This window comes from Paenarthrobacter sp. JL.01a, from assembly GCF_025452095.1.
Lineage (GTDB): Bacteria > Actinomycetota > Actinomycetes > Actinomycetales > Micrococcaceae > Arthrobacter.
The window spans coordinates 4,276,760-4,297,620 of record NZ_CP104877.1; the positions used below are offsets into that span (position 1 = coordinate 4,276,760).

The following is a 20,861-nucleotide window of genomic DNA, read 5'->3' on the forward strand; positions in this document are numbered from 1 at the left end:
CTTGAGCCGAACGCTCACGCACATCCCACCCAGTTGACGGGGACGCTCGCTCAAGTGGAAAACACGCCCGACGGCGGCACTCACCAGGAGTGCCGCCGTCGAGCCGTTAAGAGGTGGTCACCCGGTCAGGTGCTTCTGCCTTCCGGAAGCGGAGCTTCCACGGGGTGAGCGCCGACTCAAGCTGCTCGCGGAGATTCATTTTGGAGGCCCCTTCCACCCGCTCCTCAAAGTGGATTGGAACCTCCACGATGGTGAGGCCATGCCGGGCTGCCCGGTAGTTCATCTCGACCTGGAATGAGTAGCCGTCACTATGGATCGACGCCACATCTATTTGGCGCAGGGCGGACGCCGTCCAGGCCTTGTATCCCGCCGTCGCATCTTTGACTTTCAAGCCCAGGATCACGCTCACGTAGAAGTTAGCCCAGGCCGAGAGCGCCTTCCGGTGCCACGGCCACTCCGCAGCCGTGGACCCGCCGTGGACGTAGCGCGAACCGATGACGAGCGCGGCGTCGGACGTACTGATCCGGTCGAGCATGACGGGAATAGTGGACACCGGGTGGGACAAGTCGGCGTCCATTTGGATGATGATGTCGGCGTCCACCTCCAGTGCTTGGGTCATTCCGGCCACGTACGCCCGTCCCAGCCCGTTCTTTTCCTTTCGGTGCAGGACGGACACTGCGCCCTGGGAATCTGCTGCCAGCTGGTCCGCCACCGTCCCTGTTCCGTCGGGTGAATTGTCGTCAACAACAAGCACGTGGAGTTGTGGCATGGCCAGAGCTTGGAGTTGCGCGACGAGCACCGGCAGGTTCTCCCGCTCGTTGTAGGTGGGCACAACAACAGTTATTTTCGGATGTACAGCAGTCAAGACTTGGGTCCCCAATTCGGAATTCGATAATTGCCCAGTCTATTGAGCCCAGCTGAGGGAGCTCATAACCCGTACCGTCACCACCTACTTTGAAGGGGAAACTGCCCCGACACGCCGCAAACAACGGCGTGTCTCATGCGGCACGGCCTCAAAGAAGGTCAGGAAGGAACGCGCCGGCCCACCACGGACGCGGGAACCGCCGGAACCCGCTGCCGTTTGGCGTACACCCTGGCCCGCTGGCTGGACAGTGCCAGGAGGACGAGGATGTCAGTAGCCAGGCCGGAGAGGCCGGCTTCCAGGGTGATGTTGGCGCTTCCAGTGAAGTAGTCGATGGCCTGCACCACCACGGAGATGGAACTCAACCCCATCGCGATCACGCGCGCCCCGTTGCTGCCGAGGAAAATCCGCCAAGCCAGGAAAATCTCTCCCAGCCCGAACAGCAGGACCACCACGGCAATAAAGGTGACCACCGCCGTCGTGGTTTGCGGGTCAAGGGGGTCGCCGTCGGTGGTGAGTTCCGTGAACACTTCGGAAGAGGTCAAAAGCGTCAGCGCGAGGACGAAGGCCGCGACGGACCTGGCGACCACCAAAGCCGCGCCCATCATGGTGGGGCCCGGCCGGCGGTCGCGGCTGTCCGTAGGGCGGGAAGGCTGGTTCGCCGGGACCAGTACCCGGCGTGCGTCGATGATGGGGAGGTCGCCATCGGTGGAAATCGAGTCCCCGCCGCCGTTGCGTGAGTGGTAGCCGGTGGAGAAGTCCTTGATGACCTGGACCGTCACAACAGGCTGGGCGTCGGACACTGTCCGCACAATGTGGTCCCGTTCGACGTCGGTGTTCTGCTCGATCTTGTGCGTGATCTGGAGGGTGAAGAGTGAGAATCCGACGCTGCGGTCGTAGGTTCCGGCGGCGAGCCAGTCCACCTTGTGTCCGCCGGGAAGCAACCAGCCGTCGGGGCAGCGCCAGAAGCGGACGTGGTGGCGCTTGCCCGGATTGTTGTCCACTTCCTGCTGGTAGGCGAAGTCCTGCTGCCGGTCGAAGAGATAGAGCGGGCTGACCGGAGCCTCGGAGTAGCTGCGCCGGAAGATGGTGGAGCTGATGATGCGGCGGCTGCTGCCGAGGGTGACGTCGTCCGCTTGTGTCCACCCCGCGGCACGCATAATGGCGTGGATTTGCGGTTCGTGGCCGAGCAACGCAACGTTCACGGGGTCGCCCAGGAGTCCGTCGCTGGTCCGGGCCCGTCCAATGAAGTAGCCGGGAACGTAGATGGAGGTGAGGATGCGGTGCAGCCGGGGCAGGAGCAGGTAGGCAAGGAACGCCCAGAAGAAAAAGTAGAACCACAACTGGCCCCAGCCCAAGTGGAAGCTCTCCCCCACCAGCAGGAAAGCCAGCCACACCGAGGCGGCCCCGCCCAGGATGAAAAAGGCGTGATCCAGCCAAGTGTCGGTCACTTCCCTGGTCGGTGCCTTGTACACGGGACTAACTTCCGGCGACGCTGAGGTGCTTGTTGTCGATGAGCCACTGGACGGACTCATGAACAACCTGCTCCGGTTCATATCGCGGCGCATAGCCCAACAGCGACTTGGCTTTCTCTATGGTCAGGCAGTGGTTGCGGGACAGATGCGCCCAGCTCGCCTCCGCGTGCTCGTCAGGGGTGATCCGCCGGAATTCCTCCCACCCCACCGATTCAAACCGCGGTTCCTGGCCGAACCAGGAAGCAGCAATCCCCGCAAAGCCCCGTACGCTCAAAGCCGTCGGGGCAACGATGTTGAAGTCTTCGCCGGCTGCGGCTTCGCGACGCTGGATCGCCTTCTCGAACGCCTGGGCGACGTCGTCGGCGTGGACGTGGTGCATCAATTCCGTGCCGCTCCCGGGCATTTCCACTGTCTGCCCAGCGGAGATCTTCTGCCAGACAGAGGGATCGAAATTCCCCAAAGGCCCCACCGGATGCCAGCCGGGACCCACGATGTGGCCAGGGTGCAACGAGGTTGTGACCAGCCCGCCGGAAGCCGTCTCGTCCTTGAGCATGCGGGCGATGTCGCGTTTCTGGATGCCGTACTCGTCAAGGGGTTCGACGGCGGAAGAGGAGCCTTCCGCTATTGGCAACTTGATGCTGGCGCCGTAGCGCCAAATGGATCCACAGTGCAGGAGATGTCCCACCTCGCCTCGGAGCCGGGTCACCAGCGCTGTGGCCGAGTCGAGCGTGAAGCACAGCAAGTCAACCACGACGTCGGCGCCCAGTCCCGCTATCCGGTCGCCGAAGGTGCCCGCCTGGTCCTCCTGCCCGCGGTCCGCTGTTACCTGGCGGGCCTTCTGCCACTCGGGGGTATCCGTGTACGGCGTCCTGCTCCCGCGACTGACGTTGATCACCTCATGCCCGCCACGAACAAGCCTGGGCACAAGGAACGAGCCGATGTGGCCACTGCCGCCGATGACAACGATTTTCATGGCTTCCCTTCATCTCCTGGGTAGAGCTGGGAGTTCCAGAGTAGCCGGGCTTGCCGTTTCAGAGCAGGGCCATGGCATTCGCCGGCGAACCAGTGCCCCCAACGATGTTGAGCGGTTTGATGCTGACGAAGGCTTCCCACGTGCCCGTGGTGCGCATGTGCCGGGCCAAGGGTCCGAGCTTCCACAGTTCGCCAAGCGGCATGCCCAGTTTGGCCAGGAGTTGCTGGTGCATCATCCCGTTGTCATTGGGAGCCGATTCCAGGAAGGGGCTGTCCGGCACAGCCGGCAGGCACTCGAAGGCGAAGTTGTCGGCAGCCAGAACCGAGAGCCGGTTGTCCCAGGCCCAGGCCACGAACTCTTCGCTCTGTGCAATTCCGGTTGCTTTCCGGCTTGCCCGAACCTCCTGCTTCCCAAAGTCCGGCAGCCCGAGGAACCACTCGCACCAGCCCGTATGCAGCATGAGGATGTCCCCCGGTTCCAACGCGAGCGACTGCGCCTCCGCAGCGGCCTGGATCAGTTCCAAGCCGAGGGGTTCGCCGGCTTCGTGGTCGATGGGAGCCCCGGCAGCAGTTCGGTAGCCTTGAAGGTCCACCAGCACACCCCTGCCGACGATGGGTTGCTCCGCCCACTCCTGGATGCCCAGCTCTGCAGTACCTTCGCAGACCAAGCCGTCCGGGGTGCCGTTGTAGAAGCCCACGTCATCCGCCCGGCGGTGCCTGAGTCCGTCGATCTGGGTGGAACCTTGCAGGTAGTAGCCGTCCAGGTAGTCGTCACGGTGGGCCGGATGTGCCGAGTAGATGATGTGCCGTGGAGCGCCGCGCTTGAGGGACATGCCGGGGTCGAACGCATCTGCCGCGTAGTCCAGCCCAAAGACCCCACCGGTGCGGATGCAGTCCTTGGCCGAGAGCACAGCCTCAGGGGTGATGAACGACGGCGTTCCGCGGTCCTTGTCGGGGAACAGGTTCCAGGAAGTGCCGGCAAGTTGCCCCTCCCGCTGGAGCAGTTGGGCATATGAAGGGTAGTTCATCGCGTGGTCGCTTCCTGTTTCACGTCCGCACGCTGCGGGCTTGTGTAGCTGAGCAGGAACCCGGCAACGGCGCACACCGAAGCCGCGATGCACATGCCGGGCTTGAAGAACTCGTTGAGGAACGCCAACCAACTGCCCTGGCCCACAACCAGGCCGAGGGCCTGGCCGGCCACGAACAACACCCCTCCTGCCAGAAGCAGCCCGAGGGTAATGACGAAGACTGCCTGGACGGCTCGTCGCAGCTGTTGCATGGGAATTTCCTTAGATGGGAAGGACGCCCAGGATGATCAGCACACCGATACCCAACAAAGGCAGGGCATAGTGTGTGAGGAGCCTGGAGAAGGTCTTGATGGGATTGACGTCCGCGATGCCGCACGCCACGTACAAAGGTGCCCCGCCCGGCGGGACCGCAGCTTCGCAGGAGGAGAAAACCAGTACCGCCACAGCCGCCGTCGTTGCCGGAACACCGGCGGCCACAAGCGTAGCGACGCCGACAGTTCCGACGGCGGCCATCGTCGCCGTCGCGGACAGCGGCGCGGCGACGGCGATGACGATCAGCCCGATCAGGATGGCAAGGAGCCACAAGGGCAGATTCATCTGGCCAAGCAACGCCGTCATCTGCTTCGGCAGCCCGGTGGCGGCCAAGGCGTTGGCGCCGGCAAACGCGAACACCACCGTAATGCCCACGACGCCGAACCGCGGCGCTGAATTCTGCAGGAGGTTCCACCAGGCCCGCGCGTTCCGGGGCAGTGACTTCCGGCCCAACAAGGCGCCGGTAATGATGAGCACCACGGGAATCCACACGATGATGCTGAGGGATTTCGTGACATCCCCTCCTGTCCAGTCGGACAACGCCGAGGCTATGGCACCGGAGGTGATGATCAGGGGAATTGCCACCACCACGAAGAGGAGCAGCGTTGCCCAGCCTTGGCCGAAGGCCGTGCGGACAGCCAGGCGGTGGGCAGGATCAAGGGGCGCCATTCCGCTCTTGCGAACCAACAGCCAAGTGACGATCAGCCGGTGCAGGAAGCACCACAAGCCGCCAATCAACAGGGGCAGTACGAGGTCGTTGACGTTCAGCAGAGGTCCAACCGTGGCCGATCCCACCAGCACGAACATGGACGCACTGAACGGGAAGGTGATGCCCATGCCGGCATTGCCTGCAACAAGCGTCGCTGCTGATGGCTTGTCCAGCCTGGACTTCTCCATCCAGGGAATGGTTACCGAACCCACGGTGGCAGCGATGGCGGCCTGGTTGTGGACCACCCCGCCAAGCCCGGCAGACGCGACCGTTGACACCCAGGCCGGGCCGCCCTTCACCCCGCCGATCAGTGAGTTCAGCAGGTCGATCAGCTTGTCCAGGACGCCCGTTTTGTCCAACAGGTAGCCCATGAACACGAAGGCCATGGTGGCGTAGACGATCTCATCGGTCATTGCCGAGTAGAGCGACGTCCAGCCGACCTGTGCGGCAGCGGCGCCGGTGAACGGCAACACCACCAGGAATCCGATGATCATGGCTTCACCGACGCTGCGCTTGAACAGCGTGGTCCAGAGCAGGATCACGGCGAGATAGGCTCCGAGGGCCCAGATGCCGATCATGATGCTGCTCCTGACAGGGATCGCGTTTGCGCTGAGTACTTCATTGTTGCTCTAGTCCCGATTCTTCCTGCTGTATCCGTGAGCGCAATACTGCAGCTCAGCGCACTGCTGCCGCCGGCTCTGCCGCTTCGCTGGCTATCCGTGACAAAGCCGCGGCCGCCGCCGTCGTCATCTCGGCCGGGACTTTCAGGTCGTCCGCAAGGAAGTCCGCGGTGTCCTGCATTTCCTTCGACCGGCGCTGGGCGTGCTTGGCGGTGCCCACCAGGAAGCGGTCGATGACGGCTTGGCCGTCGCCGGCCAACTGGCGCGCGATCTGCTCCCGAATCCACTCTTCCAGTCCGGCTGCCCGGCCTGCGGTGACGGCCTCGACCACCACCGAAGCCAGCCCCTTCATCAGTACGCTCCGCAAAAGCTTATGCGCCATCGCAGCGCCCGGTTCGCCGTCGGCAATTTCGACGTCGGCACCCAGCGGAGCGAGCAGCGCGGCAACCGCCTCGGAACCGGGGCCGCTGACCATCAGCGGGGTCCTGGCGCCCTGGGTGGGCACCGGGCCAAGAATCGCGACGTCGGCAAAGTCCGCCTCCGAGGGGATCCGGCTCAATTCCTGCATCACGTGAGGCGAGGAGGAGGTGAGGTCCGCATAGCAACTGCCCTTGGCCAGCAACGGAAGGCATTCCGCTGCGACCGCCGGGGCTGCCGCGGCTCCGGTCAGGACAAGGACGACGTCGGCTCCCAGGCATGCTTCAGCGGCAGTGGACGCGCGGACAACTCCGGCGGGGGTGGTGGGTGCCACCGGGTCGAAACCCTTGACCTGGTGGCCGGCGGCGACCAGTGCCGATGCGTACGTGGCTCCGGCTTCTCCGAGGCCAATAACGGTGCAAACTGTCATGATCTTGTCTTTCGTTCGGGGTTCAGGGCTGGAGCTTCAGCGGGCACGGCGACAGGGACCTGCCGGGCCGGGTAGTCGGCCAGGCAGGTCAAGCCGTGGTGCGGTGCCTTATTTTTGGCGGGTACCGATGATCGCGGCGCGGCGGTTGCTTTCGTCGGCGAAGACGGCTTCGGCAGCATCGGCGACGGCGGCTGCCTGCTCGCGGGGAATGACCACCACGCCGTCGGAGTCGCCGATGATGATGTCTCCGGGCAACACGGGAACGCCGCCGAAGGAGACAGGGGTGCCAAGTCTCGAAGGACCGTTCTTGTAGGGGCCGGCCGGCGTGACCGCTCGGGCGAAGACGGGCATCCCGATCTCGCCCAAGGCCTCGGCGTCCCTTGCAGCGCCGTCGATGGCAAAGCCTGCGATCCCCAGGTTAATGGCCCGCTCGCCGATCAGTTCGCCAAGAAGGGCCCTGGATTCATCTCCTCCACCGGCAACCACAATGACGTCGCCGGCTTGGGCCAGCTGGAGGGCCCGGTGGATGCCTTGGTTGTCTCCGGGTCGGGTCCAGACGGTGAAGGCCGGTCCGGCCAGGCGTGCGCCGGACCAGATTGCCTGGATGGCCGAGTCGGCGACCCCCAGGCGGTCCATGGCATCGCCGATGTTGGCTGCAGGCAATTTCGCGAGGCGGCCAAGAACGTCCTGGTCGGGGCGGGGGAAGTTCGTATCGAGGTCTTCGAGGACGGGAGTGGACATGGTGTCTTCTTTCTAAATGGTGCCGGGAACCGGCTAGTCCTTCTTCTGGACCATCGGCAGGACCTTCTTGAAGCCGTCTTCCTGGGAGGCCCAGAACTGCTTGTAGTCCGCGCCGTTCAGGTAGCTCGTCTCGAGGCCCAGGTCCTTCATCTTTTGGACCACAGTGGGATCCTCGATCGCCTTCTGCAGGGCTGCTTCGATCTTCTTGGCGACGGCGTCGGGCAGGCCTGCCGGTGCGGAGTAGCCACGGACCGTGCCTGCTTCAATCTCGTAGCCGGATTCCTTGAACGTGGGGACGTCCGGCAGGGACGGAGCGCGTTCCGCGGTCATGACGCCGAGCACCCGGGCCTTGCCCTGCTTCGACAGGTCGGTCACATCGCTGACGTTGGCCACCAGGATGTCCACGTGCCTGCCCAGGAAGGCAGTGGTTGCCTGGGACGCACCCTCGGAGAAGTGCACGGGGGCGAACTCGGCTCCCGTGGTTTCCTGCATCTGCGCGAGCGCGAAGTGCTCGCCGGTCTGCAGGCCCGTAGTGCTGGCCGTCATGGACTTGGGCTTTGCCTTCGCGGCGTCAAGGAGTTCCTTGAGCGTTTTGTAGGGGCTGTCCGGCTGGACCGCGATCACGGTGGGGTCGATCACCTGGCGGCCCAGCGGCTGGAAGCTTTCCCGGGTGTACTTGGCACCACGGGCCGGGTCCAACGGGGAAACAACCACGGACGGGGAACCGGTGGCGCCGATGGTGTAGCCGTCCGGCTTGGCACTGGTCAGCTGCGTGTAGCCGATCTGGCCACCGGCACCAGGCTTGTTGATGACCTCGACGTTGGTACCAAGTTCCTTTTCAAGGATCGGTTGGACCAGTCGGGCCGCAGTGTCCACGGCTCCACCGGAGGAGAAGGAAACGATCAGGTCGATCGACTTTCCCTTCTTGGGGAAATCGTCTGCTGTGTTGTTCGCGGCACCGGCGTTGGCACCACAGCCCGTGAGGGCCATCAGGGTTACGGCAGCGAAAGCTGCGATCATGCGCGTACGGGGCATGGTTCTTCTCCTTTGAAGTATGGGTTGGGGGGTGAGTGGTTGCGGTTTAGGTTTCCGGGTCCTCGGTAAGCGCCTTCGGCTTGCGCAGCTTCAGGAGCGGGCTCAGGACGATCAGCAACCCGATGCCGATGAGCACCACCGAGATGGGACGGTTGAGGAAGATTCCAAAGTCGCCCTGGGAGATCTCCAGCGACTCACGCAGCGAGCGCTCCATAAGGGGACCCAGGACAAGCGTCAGGACCATGGGGGCCAGGGGGATGTCGAGATGCCGCAGGGCAAGGCCGAGCAAGCCGAAGGCGATCATTACAAAGACATCGAAGACGTTGAAGTTGATCGTGTAGGCGCCGATCACCATGAAGAGCAGGATCAGTGCGGTCAGGATCGGTGCAGGCACCCGGAGGATCGAGGTCCACAGGCCTACCAACGGAACGTTCAGGAGCAGCAGCAACAGGTTGCCGATGAAGAGGCTGGCGATGATGGCCCAGGCGATCTCGGAGTGCTCGGTGAAGAGGGTCGGCCCCGGAGTCAGTCCCTGCTGGAGGAAGGCGCCCATCAGAACTGCGATGGTCGGCGAAGCGGGGATACCCAGGGTAAAGAGGGGAATCAGTGCCGCGTTGGCGTGGGCGTTGTTGGCGGTCTCAGGGCCAGCGACACCCTCAATGGCACCCTTGCCCAGTTCGTTGCGGTACTTGGAGAACTTCTTTTCCGCACCGTAGGCCAGCAGGGAGGACACCGAGCCGGTCATGCCCGGGATCAGTCCCAGCCCGAATCCGATGCCGGTTCCGCGTGCCATCGATGGTGTGCTGCGGCGCCACTCGGTCCGGTTCGGGAGCAAGGAGCGCAGCCCCGGAGCGTGCACCACCGACGTGCTGGTGTCCTTGCGGTAGGAAAGGATCTCGGACAGGCCGAAGACACCGACGATCACGGCTACGAAACTGACGCCGTCCAAGAGGTTGTCCGAGCCGAAGGTGAAGCGGGGTGCGCCTGCCACGGGGTCGATGCCGATCATGGAGATCAGCAGGCCCAGGGCACCGGAGATCAGCGCTTTGACCATGGACTTTCCGGCGAGCGCCACGAGCAGCGAGATTCCCACCACCATGAGGGCGAAGAACTCCGGCGGCCCGACCAGCAGGCCCATCTCGCCCAGTGGCTTGGCTGCGGCCACGAGGCCCAGCGTGGCTATGGTTCCGCCCACGAAGGACCCGACGGCGGCGATCGTCAGTGCCGCTCCGGCCTTGCCGATCTTGGTCATCGCATAACCGTCGATCGTGGTGATCGCCGAGGCCGCTTCCCCGGGAGTGTTCAGCAGGACGCTGGTGATGGTTCCGCCGTACGCCGTCCCATAGAAGATGGCACAGAGCATGATGATGGCGCCGGTCGCGTCCAGGTTCATGGTCAGCGGGATGAGGAGGGCGACGCCGGCCACCGGCCCGATTCCGGGCAGCACGCCAATGATGGTGCCCAGGAGGCATCCGAGGAAGGCAAAAATCAGGTTCTGCCACGTCATGGCGGCAGCGAAGCCGCCCATGAGTTCGTTGAGTGTATCCACGGCTAGAGTCCGATCGAGTTCAATAGGGGAATGCCCGCCGTCGGCAGGGAGACGTTAAGTCCGTAGTTGAAGGCATAGAACGCTCCGAAACTGCCGGCCACCGCGATGATCAGCGAGGAAACCCAGCCTCGGCGTCCGCGAATCTTCAGGTGGTAGAGCAGGAAGAGGAACATGCTCAGCTGGAATCCAAGCAGGTCGAGCACTGCGGCAAGGACCGCAAGGCTTACGACGACGGCGATCACCAGACGTCCGTCCACACCCTCCGGCGTTTCGCTGGGGCTCCGGAGCTCCTGGAGGAGCCACAGGACAGACATGGCCACCAGCAGTGCGCCCATGGCGAAGGGGAACATTCCCGGCCCGGGGCCAAGAGTTGTCCAGAGGCCCAGCTCAATGGAGCTGACGAGTACGTAGACGCCCACTACGACGAAAGCGCCGATACCCGCGAGCACCGACTTCGCTATGCGCCCCTTGAGCCGGGGCTCGGCAATAAGTGACTCCGTTGTCATGGTTTCCTTCTTGCGATTGGTGTTGCTTACATTCTGCGGATTTAGATTTCACAGAATGAAAGAGTATTGCGTATGGAGAAATAGTGACAGGAGACACATTGCCTGTCAAGCGCAAGTAACTTACATAGAATGGAAGGATGACCCTGAGCTCCACGCACTCAGCCAGCGCATCCGAGGACAGCCCCAAGGCCGCCAACATGCGTTCCCTCTCCAGGGCCATGGAGGTTTTTGCCGAGCTGCAGCGGGCCGAACGTCCCCAAAGGCTGAGCGATCTCGCCAGGACCTGCGGCATGAGCCTGCCCACCACTCTCCGCATCCTGCGCGTCCTTCAGGATTTCGGCATGGTGAGCCAGACCGACAAGTCGTACCGTGTTGGCCCGGCAGTCCTTCCCGCGGCCCGCAGCTATCTGGAAAACGATCCCTTGGTGGTCGCTGCCCGTCCGATCCTCCAGCAGGTTGCCTCGCAAACTGGACTTACTGCCTCGCTGTACACCCGGCTCGGCTTCGAACGCATCCTTGTAGCCCGCGTCGACGGCGAATCACCGCTTCGCTACGACCTTCCCCTGGGTAAACGCCTCCCGCTGACGGTGGGCGCTGCAGGGAAGATCCTTCTGGCATCAGCCTCGGAGACTGAACTGGAGCAAGCGACGGCAGCTGCAATCGGCGCGGGCCACGAGAAGGACACCTTCACCATTGAAGAACTCCGCAGGCGGTTGCCGGAAGAAGGCAGCGACTACGCCTACTCCGAAGACGAACGTGCCACCGGCGTCCTTTCCATAGCCGTTGCCGTTCCGCATCGGAGTGGCCGGCCCAGTGAGTCCATTGCCCTGACAAGCCCCGTGGAGTCGGCCACGGAACCGGCGTTGCGTGCCGCGGTGCCGGAGCTCAGGCGGGCGGCAGGGCGTCTGTCAGAGGTGTTGGAAGGCTCTGTCTACTAGCAGGCTGGCGGCAATGAAGCCTGAGAACGCATGACTCACTTCTCCTTGAGGTCGACAAACAGCTGCCAAGGATGCTTAGCATGATTACGCCGGGTACTCCCGGGTACGTGACCTGTTGAATGACCCCTCGGACGGTCGGCGCTGATGCGGCGGCCACGTAAAGGAGAATGCTGTGCGGGAGCCTGTAGTCAACGAGAGCGCGGCAGAAGTCAGCGCTGGTCCAGCCGAAACACAGGTGGAAACGCAGGATGAACCCCAGGAAACCGAGGAAACGGCCACAGAGTCACCTGAGATCACGTTTGACGAGCAGTTCTACCCTGCCCGCCCCAAAGCGCTCCGGCCGATCGCCCGCCGTCGTCAGTTTTTTGCCGCGCGTCCCTCGCTGGAATTCGACGGCCTCAACAAGACCTATGTCGACTGGCTGAGAAACCAATCCATGCTCGGCGACGCCAACACCATGGCGCGGCAGCTCTCGGGCCAGGCCAGCATGTGGCAGAACTCGTACGCCAGGCCCAATCCCCGGGCAGCCGTGGAACGCGCACCAGTGTGGTTCACCGCGTATCCCCTGTCCTTCATCACCAAGGACGGGCAGTCGTTCCTCTCGTCGCTGGGCGATCCTGAGCTGTGGGACGCGTTCAGCCAGATTGGCATCCGCGGGCTTCACACTGGGCCGGTGAAGCTCGCCGGCGGTATCCGTGGATGGTCGCAAACCCCCAGCGTCGACGGGCATTTTGACCGCATCAGCATGGCGATCGACCCCGCTTTCGGTACCGAGGAAGAGTTCCGCCAGATGTGCGAGGTCGCCGTGGAGCACGGTGGCACGATCATCGATGACATTGTTCCCGGCCACACCGGCAAGGGCGCCGACTTCAGGTTGGCCGAAATGAACTTCCGGGACTACCCCGGGATTTACCACATGGTGGACATCCCGGAGGAAGACTGGCATTTGTTGCCGGACGTCCCCGAGAACGAGGACTCGGTCAACATCAGCCCGGAGGCAGAACGGGCCCTTCAGCAGGCGGGCTACATCATCGGCCGGCTGCAACGTGTGATCTTCTACGAGCCCGGTGTCAAGGAAACCAACTGGAGCGCCACCAAGGCGATCATCGACACCACCGGCAAGGCACGCCGCTGGGTGTATCTCCACTACTTCAAGGCAGGCCAGCCGTCCATCAACTGGCTTGACCCCACTTTCGCCGGCATGCGCCTGGTGGTCGGCGATGCCCTGCACTCCCTGCTGGATCTGGGCACGGGAGCGCTGAGGCTGGACGCCAATGGCTTCCTTGGCGTCGAAAAGAGCGCCGAGGAAGAACCGGGCTGGTCCGAGGGCCACCCGTTGTCCGAGGCAGCCAACCAGCTGATTGGGTCCATGATCCGTAAGGTGGGTGGGTTCTCTTTCCAGGAACTCAACCTCACCATTGACGACATCAAGGCACAATCGGAGTCGGGCGCGGACCTTTCCTACGACTTTGTTACCAGGCCCGCTTACCACTACGCCCTGGTGACCGGTGATACCGAGTTCCTGCGCCTGACCCTGAAGCTCGCCATGGAGATCGGGGTAGACCAGGCGTCCTTGGTCCACGCGCTCCAAAACCACGATGAGCTGACCTACGAACTCCTGCACTTCGCAGCCGGCCACCGGGACGACATCTTCGAACTGGGAGGGGAGGAACTCACCGGCGCCGAAGTGGCCGAAAAGGTCCAGGACACCATGCGCGAACGGCTCACTGGTGAAAACGGCCCCTACAACGCCGTCTTCACCACCAACGGCATCGCCTGCACCACCGTCAGCTTCCTCATGGCTGCGCTGGGTATCAAGGACCCGGACGCCATGACTCCCGAGCAGGAAGCCCAGGTGTTGGACGCCCATGTCCTCCTGTCCATGTACAACGCGCTGCAGCCGGGCGTCTTTGCACTTTCGGGTTGGGACCTCACCGGAGTCACCGCCCTGGACCGGGCGACCGTCGGCGAGCTGACTTCCCAAGGCGATACCCGTTGGATCAACCGCGGAGCCCACGACCTCATGGGCACCAGCCCGGATGCAAAGACCTCCTTGGCCGGCATGCCCCGGGCCCGCAGCCTCTACGGCGCCTTGCCGGAGCAGCTCAAGGACGAGAACTCCTACGCCCGCCGCCTCCAAAAGATCCTTACGGTCCGGGAAGAGTCCGGGATCGCCACCAGCACCCTGCTGGATGTCCCGGACGTGTCCAACCGCGGCCTGCTGGTGTTGGTCAACCAGCTTGCAGACGGAGCTGTGCAAGTGACGGTCCTGAACTTCTCCGACCAGGACATCGCCGGCAGCATCCAGTCTGCCTACCTGGTACCGGGCGCGACAGTCCAGGATCTGTTCAGCGGTGAGGACGTGGGCCAAGTGGACGATCTTGGCAGCTTCTTCCTGGAGCTCGGCCCCGTCCAGGGCACGGCGCTGCTGTTGAAGGACCCGGTTGCGGAGGACGAAGCCACCGAGTAGAGCCCTGACGCTCCGCGAGTTGGCATTTGCTGACAATGTTTCCCAAGAACATTGTCATCAAATGCCAACTCGCGAGTCTATTTTGAGGGGAGCCCTACCCAGCTCTGGACCAGAAACGGCGAACCGTCGGGAGAGCACTCGCCCACGTCTGTGTTCTCTGGGGAAAGTCCTCCGCCGAAGGAGAACTGCTGGCCAATGCTGATCGGCGTTCCGTCCGGCAAGACCACCCCGGATCCGGTCACCTTGGTGCCGTGCGGGAAGATCAGGCCGCCGGAGTGCCCGTCGGGGTAGACGCCGGCAAAGCACCCTCCGCTGTTCAGGCCAAGCGTCCCCACGTTGAGGGCGTCCATGTGCAAATCCGCCGGCTCATCTTTCGCAATCGCAGCCTTGTTGCCATTACCGCCCGTGACGATTTCGGCGTCGAAAGTCGGCATTCGCCCGGTGAGCTCGGGCAGCGGTTCGTTGCTCGGGGAGCTGGTATCCGGCGCTTGTTCAGGCTGGGTGGCCGCCGGGATCGGCTGTTGCGCCGGCTGTGGGAGCAGCGTGGGCACGACGACACCCGCGACAACGGCAGCAGCTGCCACGGCAACTCCAGCAACCACCCTGGAGCGGCGCCTGGATACCGGCCGGTGTTCGTTGGACCCGCCAACCGTAAGTTGCACCGCATCCGTGGACATGACGGCAAGGCTCTTTTCCCGGCTTCGGGCCAGTTCCTCTTCCGTAACCGCGCCGGCGGGATCGGCTGCAGCCAGGCGTTGCAGGTCCAATGATTTCTTAGTGCTCATTGCCAACACCTTCCACAATGTTGTCCGCCGCAAGCAGTTGGCCGAGTTCCTTGCGGGCCCTGTGCAGGCGCATCCGGACTGCCGTGGCAGTGACGTGGAGCAGCTCCGCCACTTCGGCTGATGACAAGCCATCCCAATACGTCAGAAGGAGGACTTCCCGGTCCTGCGGCCTGAGCTTGTCCAGCGCTTCCTGCACGGCCCCCTCACCGGAATCCGGTGTTGAGGTCCTCTGCCGCTGAAGCTCCTGCGCGAGGTTGAGGGACCGAATGTGGGTGCGGTTGTGGTTTCGGAGGACATTCCGGGCTATGCCAAACAGCAGCAGCACGGATAGTTCGTGGTCCCGGGACTTTTCCCAGGCGATCCGGAAAACCTCGGCACACAGGTCCTCGGCCTCGGTTGCTCCCTCGGTGCGACGCCGAAAGTAGCGGTAGATCTTGTCGTGACCGGCCGCGTGGGACGCCAGGAAACGCTGCTCCCTCGCTTGGTCCACGCGATCCCCTCGCTCCGTCTTCACGCTCATACCCGGTTAATGTCCGGCAGTCAGAGAAATGTAACGGAACTTTCAAGAAAAGCGCACGACGTCGACACTCGCCGCCTGCGCAAGGCGGCCGGCCGCCGTCGTGCTTTGGCGTTAGTCGCCTACGGCGTCGCGTCCGCGGCGGACGATCAGCGGATCGGCGTCGTAAACCACCGTGGTGTCCTTGTCGGCGTAGTCGAACTGGTTGAGGAAGAAACGCATGGCATTGATGCGGCCGCGCTTCTTGTCGTTGGACTTGATGGTGATCCACGGAGCGTGGTCTGAATCCGTATGCAGGAACGTCTGTTCTTTTGCCTCGGTGTACTCGTCCCAACGATCCAGCGATGCCAGGTCCATGGGTGAGAGTTTCCAGCGCCGAACGGGGTCGATCTGCCGGATTGCGAAGCGGGTACGTTGCTCCTGACGGGTCACCGAGAACCAGAATTTGGTCACGTGGATGCCGGCGTCCACCAGCATTTTTTCGAACACCGGCGCTTGACCCATGAAGGTGTCGTATTCCTCCTCGGTGCAGAAACCCATCACGCGTTCCACGTTGGCCCGGTTGTACCAGGAGCGGTCGAACATCACGATCTCGCCGGCAGTGGGAAGGTGCTGGATATAGCGCTGGAAATACCACTGGCCCTGCTCGCGGTCGGAGGGCTTGGCCAGCGCAACGGTCCGGGCCGAGCGCGGATCCAGATGCTCCGTGAAGCGTTTGATGGTTCCGCCCTTGCCCGCGGCGTCCCTGCCCTCGAACACGATGACGTGCTTCAGGCCCAGATCCTGGCCCCAGTACTGGAACTTCAGCAACTCAATCTGGAGGCGGTACTTCTCGATCTCATACTCGTCACGGGTCATCCGCTCTTCGTAGGGGTATCCGTCGCTCCAGGTCTCCACGGCCGATCCACCGGGATCGATGAGTTCAGGGTCTTCCCCTTGGCCTCCGCTGATGGTGTAGCCCAGTTCAACCAAGTGGTCGATGGTCTCGCGCAGGTTGTCCCTGACCCACCAGTTGTCCAACGATGTGGACAGGGGATTTGCCTCCGTCATGCGGTCCTCCTGCTCAGCGATGTTCTCGCAGAACGCTAACAACGCTTGGTGACGGGAGGGTGAACAAGCCGGCCCTTAGCTCCGGGAGGCCGGAACATCGATCCAGTAGCGGCGAAAGAGGCGTCCCTTCTCGTCCGTTCGCTTATCTTCGAGCACACCGCCCGCACGCTCGATGGTCCGGGCCGAGGCCACGTTCGCGTCATCGCAGGTCAGTAGAACACGGTCCGGTTCATCCCGGCCCTCCAATTGTGAACACAGTTCCTGCAGAGCCCACGATGCAGCGCCGCGGCCACGATCCGAGGGCCGTACTCCGTAACCGATGTGGCCCCCCGAATTCAGCAGCGCTGGAGTGAGGTGGTGACGGAACGCGATGGCCCCCACATAGCGCGACCCCTCGGTGATCCAGAGGTACGTGCAAGGAACGATGCCCCGATCCTCTTCCCCATGCTCCGCATCCCTCAGCTGCCGGACCCAGGCAGCGAACCCTTCAGCTGTGGTGACGTTCCCGGCCATGAAAACTCCTGCGCCATCCTGGTGGGTTCCTTCCCACTCAGCGTGTGACTCAAGGAACGACTGGTGGAAGGAGACATCGGGAGCAACGAGGGTAAACATGCACCGAGCCTATACGCCATAGCGTGCTGGGAGCGGCGGAGGACGACACGCCGGTCAATCAATCGACAAACTTGTCATATCGATGACACATGTCGTAGATTCATTCCGTCAATCAAGTTTATTAATCGAAGGAGTGATTCGAGTGCTTAAGATCAAGCGACTGGCAAAGCGCCGTTCCAAGCTGAACTTCGTGTTCAACTAAAGAGATAGATAAGTAGTGGGGACCACGCAATGCGTGGTCCCCACTCATCATTGGAGGCAAGAATTGGACGTCGCAACCTACTCGCTAAAACAGTCACTTCCCGTTGTGACAACTAATACCACCGTGCACATTGGATTGGCACCCCCTAATGCCGTCGACATTGAAGATGCTCCAGCCGGACTCGCCGAATTGCTGAGCTTTGCTTCGCAGCCACGAACCCTCGAAGACTTGGGTAAAGAAGCCCAACTGTTGATGGGCGACAGTGCCGGGCAAATCGTCGATGAACTCATCGACGCTGAAGTGCTGATACCTTACAGCTTCGACCTTTCCGGCCGGTACAGCCGACACGACCTCTACTTTGACCTGGCACATGGCACAGGTGCCGGAGCCAGCGAACAACTGCACGGCAGAAAAGTGGCCCTCATTGGCGTCGGTGGCATCGGAACCAACGTAGCCATGCAACTGGCCACAGCAGGGGTAGGTTCGATCATCCTTGTCGATGGTGACGACGTCGAAGAAAGCAACCTCACGCGCCAATATCTCTTCACAGCCGCTGACATTGGGGCTCCAAAGATCCAGGCCGCGGCGGAAAACCTTCGTCTGCGGGCGCCCGGAATCACAGCCACCGAAATTGCCTCAATGATCTCGGGCGTGGATGATCTCCTGCCTGTATTCCAAGCGGCAGATTTCGTGGTCGTTTCCGCGGACACTCCCCAGGACGTGCTTGAGTGGTCCAACGAAGCCTCCATAGCCACCGGCACGCCCTTCACATGCGCCGGATACCAGGACACTCGCGGCGTGGTGGGACCTGTAGTCAGGCCAGGCGCCACTCCGTGCCTCCTCTGCGCCGCGACGGACAACGATGGGAGGACAAACTCTGCCGCGTCGCTTTCCACCACCAACCTCAATTCGTCCTACCAGGCTCCCAGTTTCGGCCCCCTGAACTCCATCGTGGCCTCCGTTGCCGCTATGGAGGTGTTCCGCTATCTGCTGACCGGATCCACCAACCTTGATGGGAGAAGGCTGGTGTTTGACTCCTTGGAGTTGTCGTCTGAATTTGAGGATTTTGCCAAGATTGTCCACTGTGCTGCGTGCGGCTAGAAGTACCAGGGCGTTCGCCGCCCTGGCCTGTGCGTATACGGCGGCTTCTCTGCTTGCGACCATAGCCAATAAGAACTTCTGGCCAATCGCGTCCAACAATATGTTCAACGCGAACTTCGAGGACCGGGTCTCACGCTTCGCCGTCGAATTTCACCATTCAGACGGAACGATGGTTGCCGCCGGACCCGCAAACTGCCTTCCAACCCAGTTCTTCCGGGCCGGGGCCGTGTTCGCCCGCATCTTCATGGCGGAGGAGGAACGTCCCAAGCACGTCCTTTGCATGAGGATCATCCGGCGGCTCCAGGGCAACAGCTGGCGGGCCTTTGACGAGGTCCGCGCTCCCGTTCAGCTACCGGACGTTCCGCTATCCCGGATGGAGGTGTGGGTAGAGACCACGGTTCGGGGAATGCCTGAAGAAAGGGAGGTGGTGTACACCTATGTCCCGCAAGCGCTACATCAGCCCTGCTAGGAAGCGGCAATTGCGATCAGCCGGAGTGTGGTTGGTCTCGGCATTGGCACTGACCCTTCGTCCCGGTCCTGCCGCCGCCCAGGACTACAGGGCGGCAGTCGCTTCGACGCGTTCGGACACGGGGCCGGGTCCTGTGGACCGCAGGTCGTGGATAACCCGGCGTGCGGCAGCTGGCCTCCTCCTGGCAGCCGCGGGTGCAAGTGAGTTGTACGGCAAGCCGGGGGCAACGCACTTGCCCTGGCTTCGGCGAACAGCGTTGGGACTGCTCCTGGCGACCCGTGCTGCGGATGCCCGTTCGCTTCCAGGGCGTTGGCCTTACGACACGTTTATCGAGGCCGTGCTCATCACGCGCCAACTGCCCAATCCGGCAAACAGCCAGCTCGCCGACCTGCCGCTCTCCGTCGCACGCCTTGCGCTGTACTTGCCCTACACGCAGGCCGGGCTGTCAAAGCTGATTCACGGCTACGATGCCTGGGTACGGCTCGGCGACGCCAACCTTATTTACCATTCCCATTTGAAGGCATCGGATCACCACCCATTTGCCCAAGAGAAATTTGAGTTTCCAGTTCGCACCCTGACACGAGCAATTCCCTTTCTTGAATTGGCCGCACTTCCCCTTGCGCTCATTCTCCCCGGTAAATGGCGACTTTTGCTTCCATGCTGCACAACCTTGTTCCATATGGCCATTTCCAGAACTTGGAACATCAGTTTTTGGCAAGCCCCTGCCTTGCAGTGGCTCATGATTTCAGTGGAACGAGAGGCCGACCTTGCGACCATTCTCCGCGCATCCCGAGGTGAATAAATTGTCAGTAGCTAAGCCGTGGCAGAGACGTCTCCATCTGACAGGCATGTGGGTGAATTCGCTCGGTGGGGGCGCCTACAACATCGCCCTGCCGCTCATCGTCCTCCAGACGAGTGGCAGCCTCGCCCAAATGTCCATAGTCGCCGTGGCTTCACAGCTCCCCAAAGCCTTTCCGGGAGTGCTGATCGGCGGCCTGGCCGATCGCATGTCGCCCCGTACCATGACCCACATTGGCTATTGGGGCCAGGCAATGGTCGTGGCCGCGATGGCACTGCTCATCGGTCCGTGGCACACACCCTTCTGGGTTCTGGTGCTGGGCGCGTTCCTGCGCGGCAGCCTGGACATGTTCGCAAGAACAGCCACGTTCGTGGCAATCCCGAAAATGTACGGAGAGGGCACGGCCAAGTTCAACGCATCCGTCTCCACCGCGTGGACTTCGGCGTCCATTGTGGGCCCCGCGATCGGCGGGGCTCTCAGCGCGGTATGGGGACCCTGGTGGTTACTGGCCGTAGACGCAGTATCCTTCACCGTCATCGCGATGTTCATGAACTTCCTGCCATGGCCTGACCGTCCCGCCAACCGGCCGGACCGCCCGGCCTTCTTCAAGGATCTAACGGCCGGGTACCGGAGACTCTCCCAGGTCAACGGGTGGTGGCGCTTCGCCGGAACTGTAATCCTCATCGGCTTCTTGTCCGCCCCGTTGTCTACATTGGCAATCTTTCAGACCTCTGTTGGCCTGGGAGGCTCTACAACAGAAGTGGGGATCGTTGGGGCGTCCGCTGCTGCCGGCTTGTTCTGCGGATCGCTGTTGTCGGGCGTGGTCTCAAGTTGGCGTCCGAACCTCCTCATGCAACGGTCATCCTGGCTCATGGCGGCAGGATCACTCCTGTTCTTCATCCCTTCATGGATCTCCGTAGCCACGGCACTTTTTCTCGTCTGCACCGGGGGGATCGCCTGGACTGTGGGGCGCACCTCGCTGATCCACCAACAAATACCAGCGTCCGACCTTGGCAAGACAATGACAGCCGTCCAATTCCTGGAAACAGTGTCCAGCCCCCTGAGCTTGGCGGTCACCACCTACCTCATGGGAGTCTCGCCCTTCATGGCCTTCAGCTCGATATTCATCGCGGCTCTCCTTTCAGGATTCCTGGCCCTCAACTCCAATTCAATACTGAGTCCGCGGGGGCGTGAGGCAGAGGCCAAGCAGAGCGAGCCTGTGGGATAAGAGGCGATCTCCGGTTTCACCGCGAGGTAGCCCA

21 protein-coding genes are annotated in these 20,861 nt (G+C 62.6%); 6 read left to right on the forward strand and 15 right to left on the reverse strand.

Going from position 1 to position 20,861, the window contains the following annotated elements:
• Positions 1–106 precede the first annotated feature (106 nt).
• From N5P29_RS20360 to N5P29_RS20410, 11 genes are all read right to left on the reverse strand, one after another.
• Positions 107–865 carry a polyprenol monophosphomannose synthase gene (locus N5P29_RS20360; RefSeq protein ID WP_262276580.1) on the reverse strand — a complete coding sequence of 253 codons (759 nt, stop codon included), beginning with the start codon at positions 863–865 and terminating at the stop codon, positions 107–109.
• Between the two features lie 158 nt (positions 866–1,023).
• Positions 1,024–2,337 (reverse strand): LssY C-terminal domain-containing protein, encoded by a 1,314-nt coding sequence (locus N5P29_RS20365; protein ID WP_262276581.1) that lies wholly within the window; start codon positions 2,335–2,337, stop codon positions 1,024–1,026.
• Between the two features lie 4 nt (positions 2,338–2,341).
• Positions 2,342–3,310, reverse strand: coding sequence for an NAD-dependent epimerase/dehydratase family protein (locus tag N5P29_RS20370; protein ID WP_262276582.1), 969 nt, complete (start codon positions 3,308–3,310; stop codon positions 2,342–2,344).
• A gap of 58 nt (positions 3,311–3,368) precedes the next feature.
• Positions 3,369–4,337 (reverse strand): cyclase family protein, encoded by a 969-nt coding sequence (locus N5P29_RS20375; RefSeq protein ID WP_262276583.1) that lies wholly within the window; start codon positions 4,335–4,337, stop codon positions 3,369–3,371.
• Positions 4,334–4,588, reverse strand: a complete 255-nt coding sequence (locus tag N5P29_RS20380; RefSeq protein ID WP_262276584.1) for a hypothetical protein — start codon at positions 4,586–4,588, stop codon at positions 4,334–4,336. Before N5P29_RS20380 ends, N5P29_RS20375 begins: the two co-directional genes overlap by 4 nt.
• A gap of 10 nt (positions 4,589–4,598) precedes the next feature.
• The gene (locus tag N5P29_RS20385) at positions 4,599–5,936 is read right to left on the reverse strand and encodes a TRAP transporter large permease subunit (RefSeq protein ID WP_262276585.1); all 1,338 of its coding nucleotides are present in this window, start codon (positions 5,934–5,936) and stop codon (positions 4,599–4,601) included.
• 97 nt (positions 5,937–6,033) lie between these two features.
• Positions 6,034–6,825 (reverse strand): NAD(P)-dependent oxidoreductase, encoded by a 792-nt coding sequence (locus tag N5P29_RS20390; RefSeq protein WP_262276586.1) that lies wholly within the window; start codon positions 6,823–6,825, stop codon positions 6,034–6,036.
• A gap of 108 nt (positions 6,826–6,933) precedes the next feature.
• Positions 6,934–7,566 carry an RraA family protein gene (locus tag N5P29_RS20395; protein ID WP_262276587.1) on the reverse strand — a complete coding sequence of 211 codons (633 nt, stop codon included), beginning with the start codon at positions 7,564–7,566 and terminating at the stop codon, positions 6,934–6,936.
• Positions 7,567–7,599: 33 nt separating this feature from the next.
• On the reverse strand, positions 7,600–8,601 hold the full coding sequence (locus tag N5P29_RS20400) for a tripartite tricarboxylate transporter substrate binding protein (RefSeq protein WP_262276588.1): 1,002 nt from the start codon (positions 8,599–8,601) through the stop codon (positions 7,600–7,602).
• Positions 8,602–8,647: 46 nt separating this feature from the next.
• Positions 8,648–10,150 carry a tripartite tricarboxylate transporter permease gene (locus N5P29_RS20405; RefSeq protein WP_144660505.1) on the reverse strand — a complete coding sequence of 501 codons (1,503 nt, stop codon included), beginning with the start codon at positions 10,148–10,150 and terminating at the stop codon, positions 8,648–8,650.
• 2 nt (positions 10,151–10,152) lie between these two features.
• Positions 10,153–10,656: a tripartite tricarboxylate transporter TctB family protein gene (locus N5P29_RS20410; RefSeq protein ID WP_262276589.1), complete on the reverse strand. Its 504-nt coding sequence runs from the start codon at positions 10,654–10,656 to the stop codon at positions 10,153–10,155.
• Between the two features lie 137 nt (positions 10,657–10,793).
• On the opposite strand from N5P29_RS20410, the gene N5P29_RS20415 reads away from it, so the two are divergent.
• Together N5P29_RS20415 and treS are read left to right on the forward strand one after the other, a co-directional pair.
• Entirely contained in the window at positions 10,794–11,594 is an 801-nt protein-coding gene (locus tag N5P29_RS20415) for an IclR family transcriptional regulator (RefSeq protein ID WP_262276590.1), read from the forward strand.
• Between the two features lie 172 nt (positions 11,595–11,766).
• Entirely contained in the window at positions 11,767–14,064 is a 2,298-nt protein-coding gene (gene treS / locus N5P29_RS20420; RefSeq protein WP_262276591.1) for a maltose alpha-D-glucosyltransferase, read from the forward strand.
• Positions 14,065–14,141: 77 nt separating this feature from the next.
• Here the strand turns inward: treS and N5P29_RS20425 are convergent, their stop codons facing one another.
• The 4 genes from N5P29_RS20425 to N5P29_RS20440 all read right to left on the reverse strand — a co-directional run bounded on the left by N5P29_RS20425 (position 14,142) and on the right by N5P29_RS20440 (position 17,028).
• Positions 14,142–14,849, reverse strand: coding sequence for a hypothetical protein (locus N5P29_RS20425; RefSeq protein WP_262276592.1), 708 nt, complete (start codon positions 14,847–14,849; stop codon positions 14,142–14,144).
• Entirely contained in the window at positions 14,839–15,339 is a 501-nt protein-coding gene (locus N5P29_RS20430) for an RNA polymerase sigma factor (protein WP_262276593.1), read from the reverse strand. The genes N5P29_RS20425 and N5P29_RS20430 overlap by 11 nt, the downstream gene beginning before the upstream one ends.
• Positions 15,340–15,480: 141 nt before the next feature.
• Positions 15,481–16,416 carry a polyphosphate kinase 2 gene (gene ppk2 / locus N5P29_RS20435; RefSeq protein ID WP_144660491.1) on the reverse strand — a complete coding sequence of 312 codons (936 nt, stop codon included), beginning with the start codon at positions 16,414–16,416 and terminating at the stop codon, positions 15,481–15,483.
• A gap of 75 nt (positions 16,417–16,491) precedes the next feature.
• Entirely contained in the window at positions 16,492–17,028 is a 537-nt protein-coding gene (locus tag N5P29_RS20440) for a GNAT family N-acetyltransferase (RefSeq protein ID WP_262276594.1), read from the reverse strand.
• Positions 17,029–17,335: 307 nt separating this feature from the next.
• Here N5P29_RS20440 and N5P29_RS20445 point away from each other — a divergent pair, with 307 nt between their 5' ends.
• The 4 genes from N5P29_RS20445 (at position 17,336) to N5P29_RS20460 (ending at position 20,827) form a co-directional block, all read left to right on the forward strand.
• The gene (locus tag N5P29_RS20445; protein ID WP_262276595.1) at positions 17,336–18,331 is read left to right on the forward strand and encodes a TOMM precursor leader peptide-binding protein; all 996 of its coding nucleotides are present in this window, start codon (positions 17,336–17,338) and stop codon (positions 18,329–18,331) included.
• Positions 18,332–18,431: 100 nt separating this feature from the next.
• Positions 18,432–18,800, forward strand: coding sequence for a hypothetical protein (locus tag N5P29_RS20450; protein ID WP_262276596.1), 369 nt, complete (start codon positions 18,432–18,434; stop codon positions 18,798–18,800).
• Positions 18,801–19,056: 256 nt separating this feature from the next.
• Positions 19,057–19,602: a hypothetical protein gene (locus N5P29_RS20455; RefSeq protein ID WP_262276597.1), complete on the forward strand. Its 546-nt coding sequence runs from the start codon at positions 19,057–19,059 to the stop codon at positions 19,600–19,602.
• Positions 19,603–19,648: 46 nt separating this feature from the next.
• Complete coding sequence (locus N5P29_RS20460; protein ID WP_262276598.1) at positions 19,649–20,827, forward strand: MFS transporter; 1,179 nt, start codon at positions 19,649–19,651, stop codon at positions 20,825–20,827.
• Positions 20,828–20,861 lie beyond the last annotated feature (34 nt).

Bases quoted from the DNA above. Each gene is read 5' to 3' on its own strand.
- N5P29_RS20460 (WP_262276598.1), top strand. From the start codon at position 19,649: ATGTGGGTGAATTCGCTCGGTGGGGGCGCCTACAACATCGCCCTGCCG.
- N5P29_RS20400 (WP_262276588.1), bottom strand. From the start codon at position 8,601: ATGCCCCGTACGCGCATGATCGCAGCTTTCGCTGCCGTAACCCTGATG.
- N5P29_RS20395 (WP_262276587.1), bottom strand. From the start codon at position 7,566: ATGTCCACTCCCGTCCTCGAAGACCTCGATACGAACTTCCCCCGCCCC.
- N5P29_RS20450 (WP_262276596.1), top strand. From the start codon at position 18,432: ATGTTCAACGCGAACTTCGAGGACCGGGTCTCACGCTTCGCCGTCGAA.
- N5P29_RS20380 (WP_262276584.1), bottom strand. From the start codon at position 4,588: ATGCAACAGCTGCGACGAGCCGTCCAGGCAGTCTTCGTCATTACCCTC.
- N5P29_RS20390 (WP_262276586.1), bottom strand. From the start codon at position 6,825: ATGACAGTTTGCACCGTTATTGGCCTCGGAGAAGCCGGAGCCACGTAC.
- N5P29_RS20385 (WP_262276585.1), bottom strand. From the start codon at position 5,936: ATGATCGGCATCTGGGCCCTCGGAGCCTATCTCGCCGTGATCCTGCTC.
- N5P29_RS20370 (WP_262276582.1), bottom strand. From the start codon at position 3,310: ATGAAAATCGTTGTCATCGGCGGCAGTGGCCACATCGGCTCGTTCCTT.
- ppk2 (WP_144660491.1), bottom strand. From the start codon at position 16,416: ATGACGGAGGCAAATCCCCTGTCCACATCGTTGGACAACTGGTGGGTC.
- N5P29_RS20410 (WP_262276589.1), bottom strand. From the start codon at position 10,656: ATGACAACGGAGTCACTTATTGCCGAGCCCCGGCTCAAGGGGCGCATA.
- N5P29_RS20375 (WP_262276583.1), bottom strand. From the start codon at position 4,337: ATGAACTACCCTTCATATGCCCAACTGCTCCAGCGGGAGGGGCAACTT.
- N5P29_RS20425 (WP_262276592.1), bottom strand. From the start codon at position 14,849: ATGAGCACTAAGAAATCATTGGACCTGCAACGCCTGGCTGCAGCCGAT.
- N5P29_RS20415 (WP_262276590.1), top strand. From the start codon at position 10,794: ATGACCCTGAGCTCCACGCACTCAGCCAGCGCATCCGAGGACAGCCCC.
- N5P29_RS20440 (WP_262276594.1), bottom strand. From the start codon at position 17,028: ATGTTTACCCTCGTTGCTCCCGATGTCTCCTTCCACCAGTCGTTCCTT.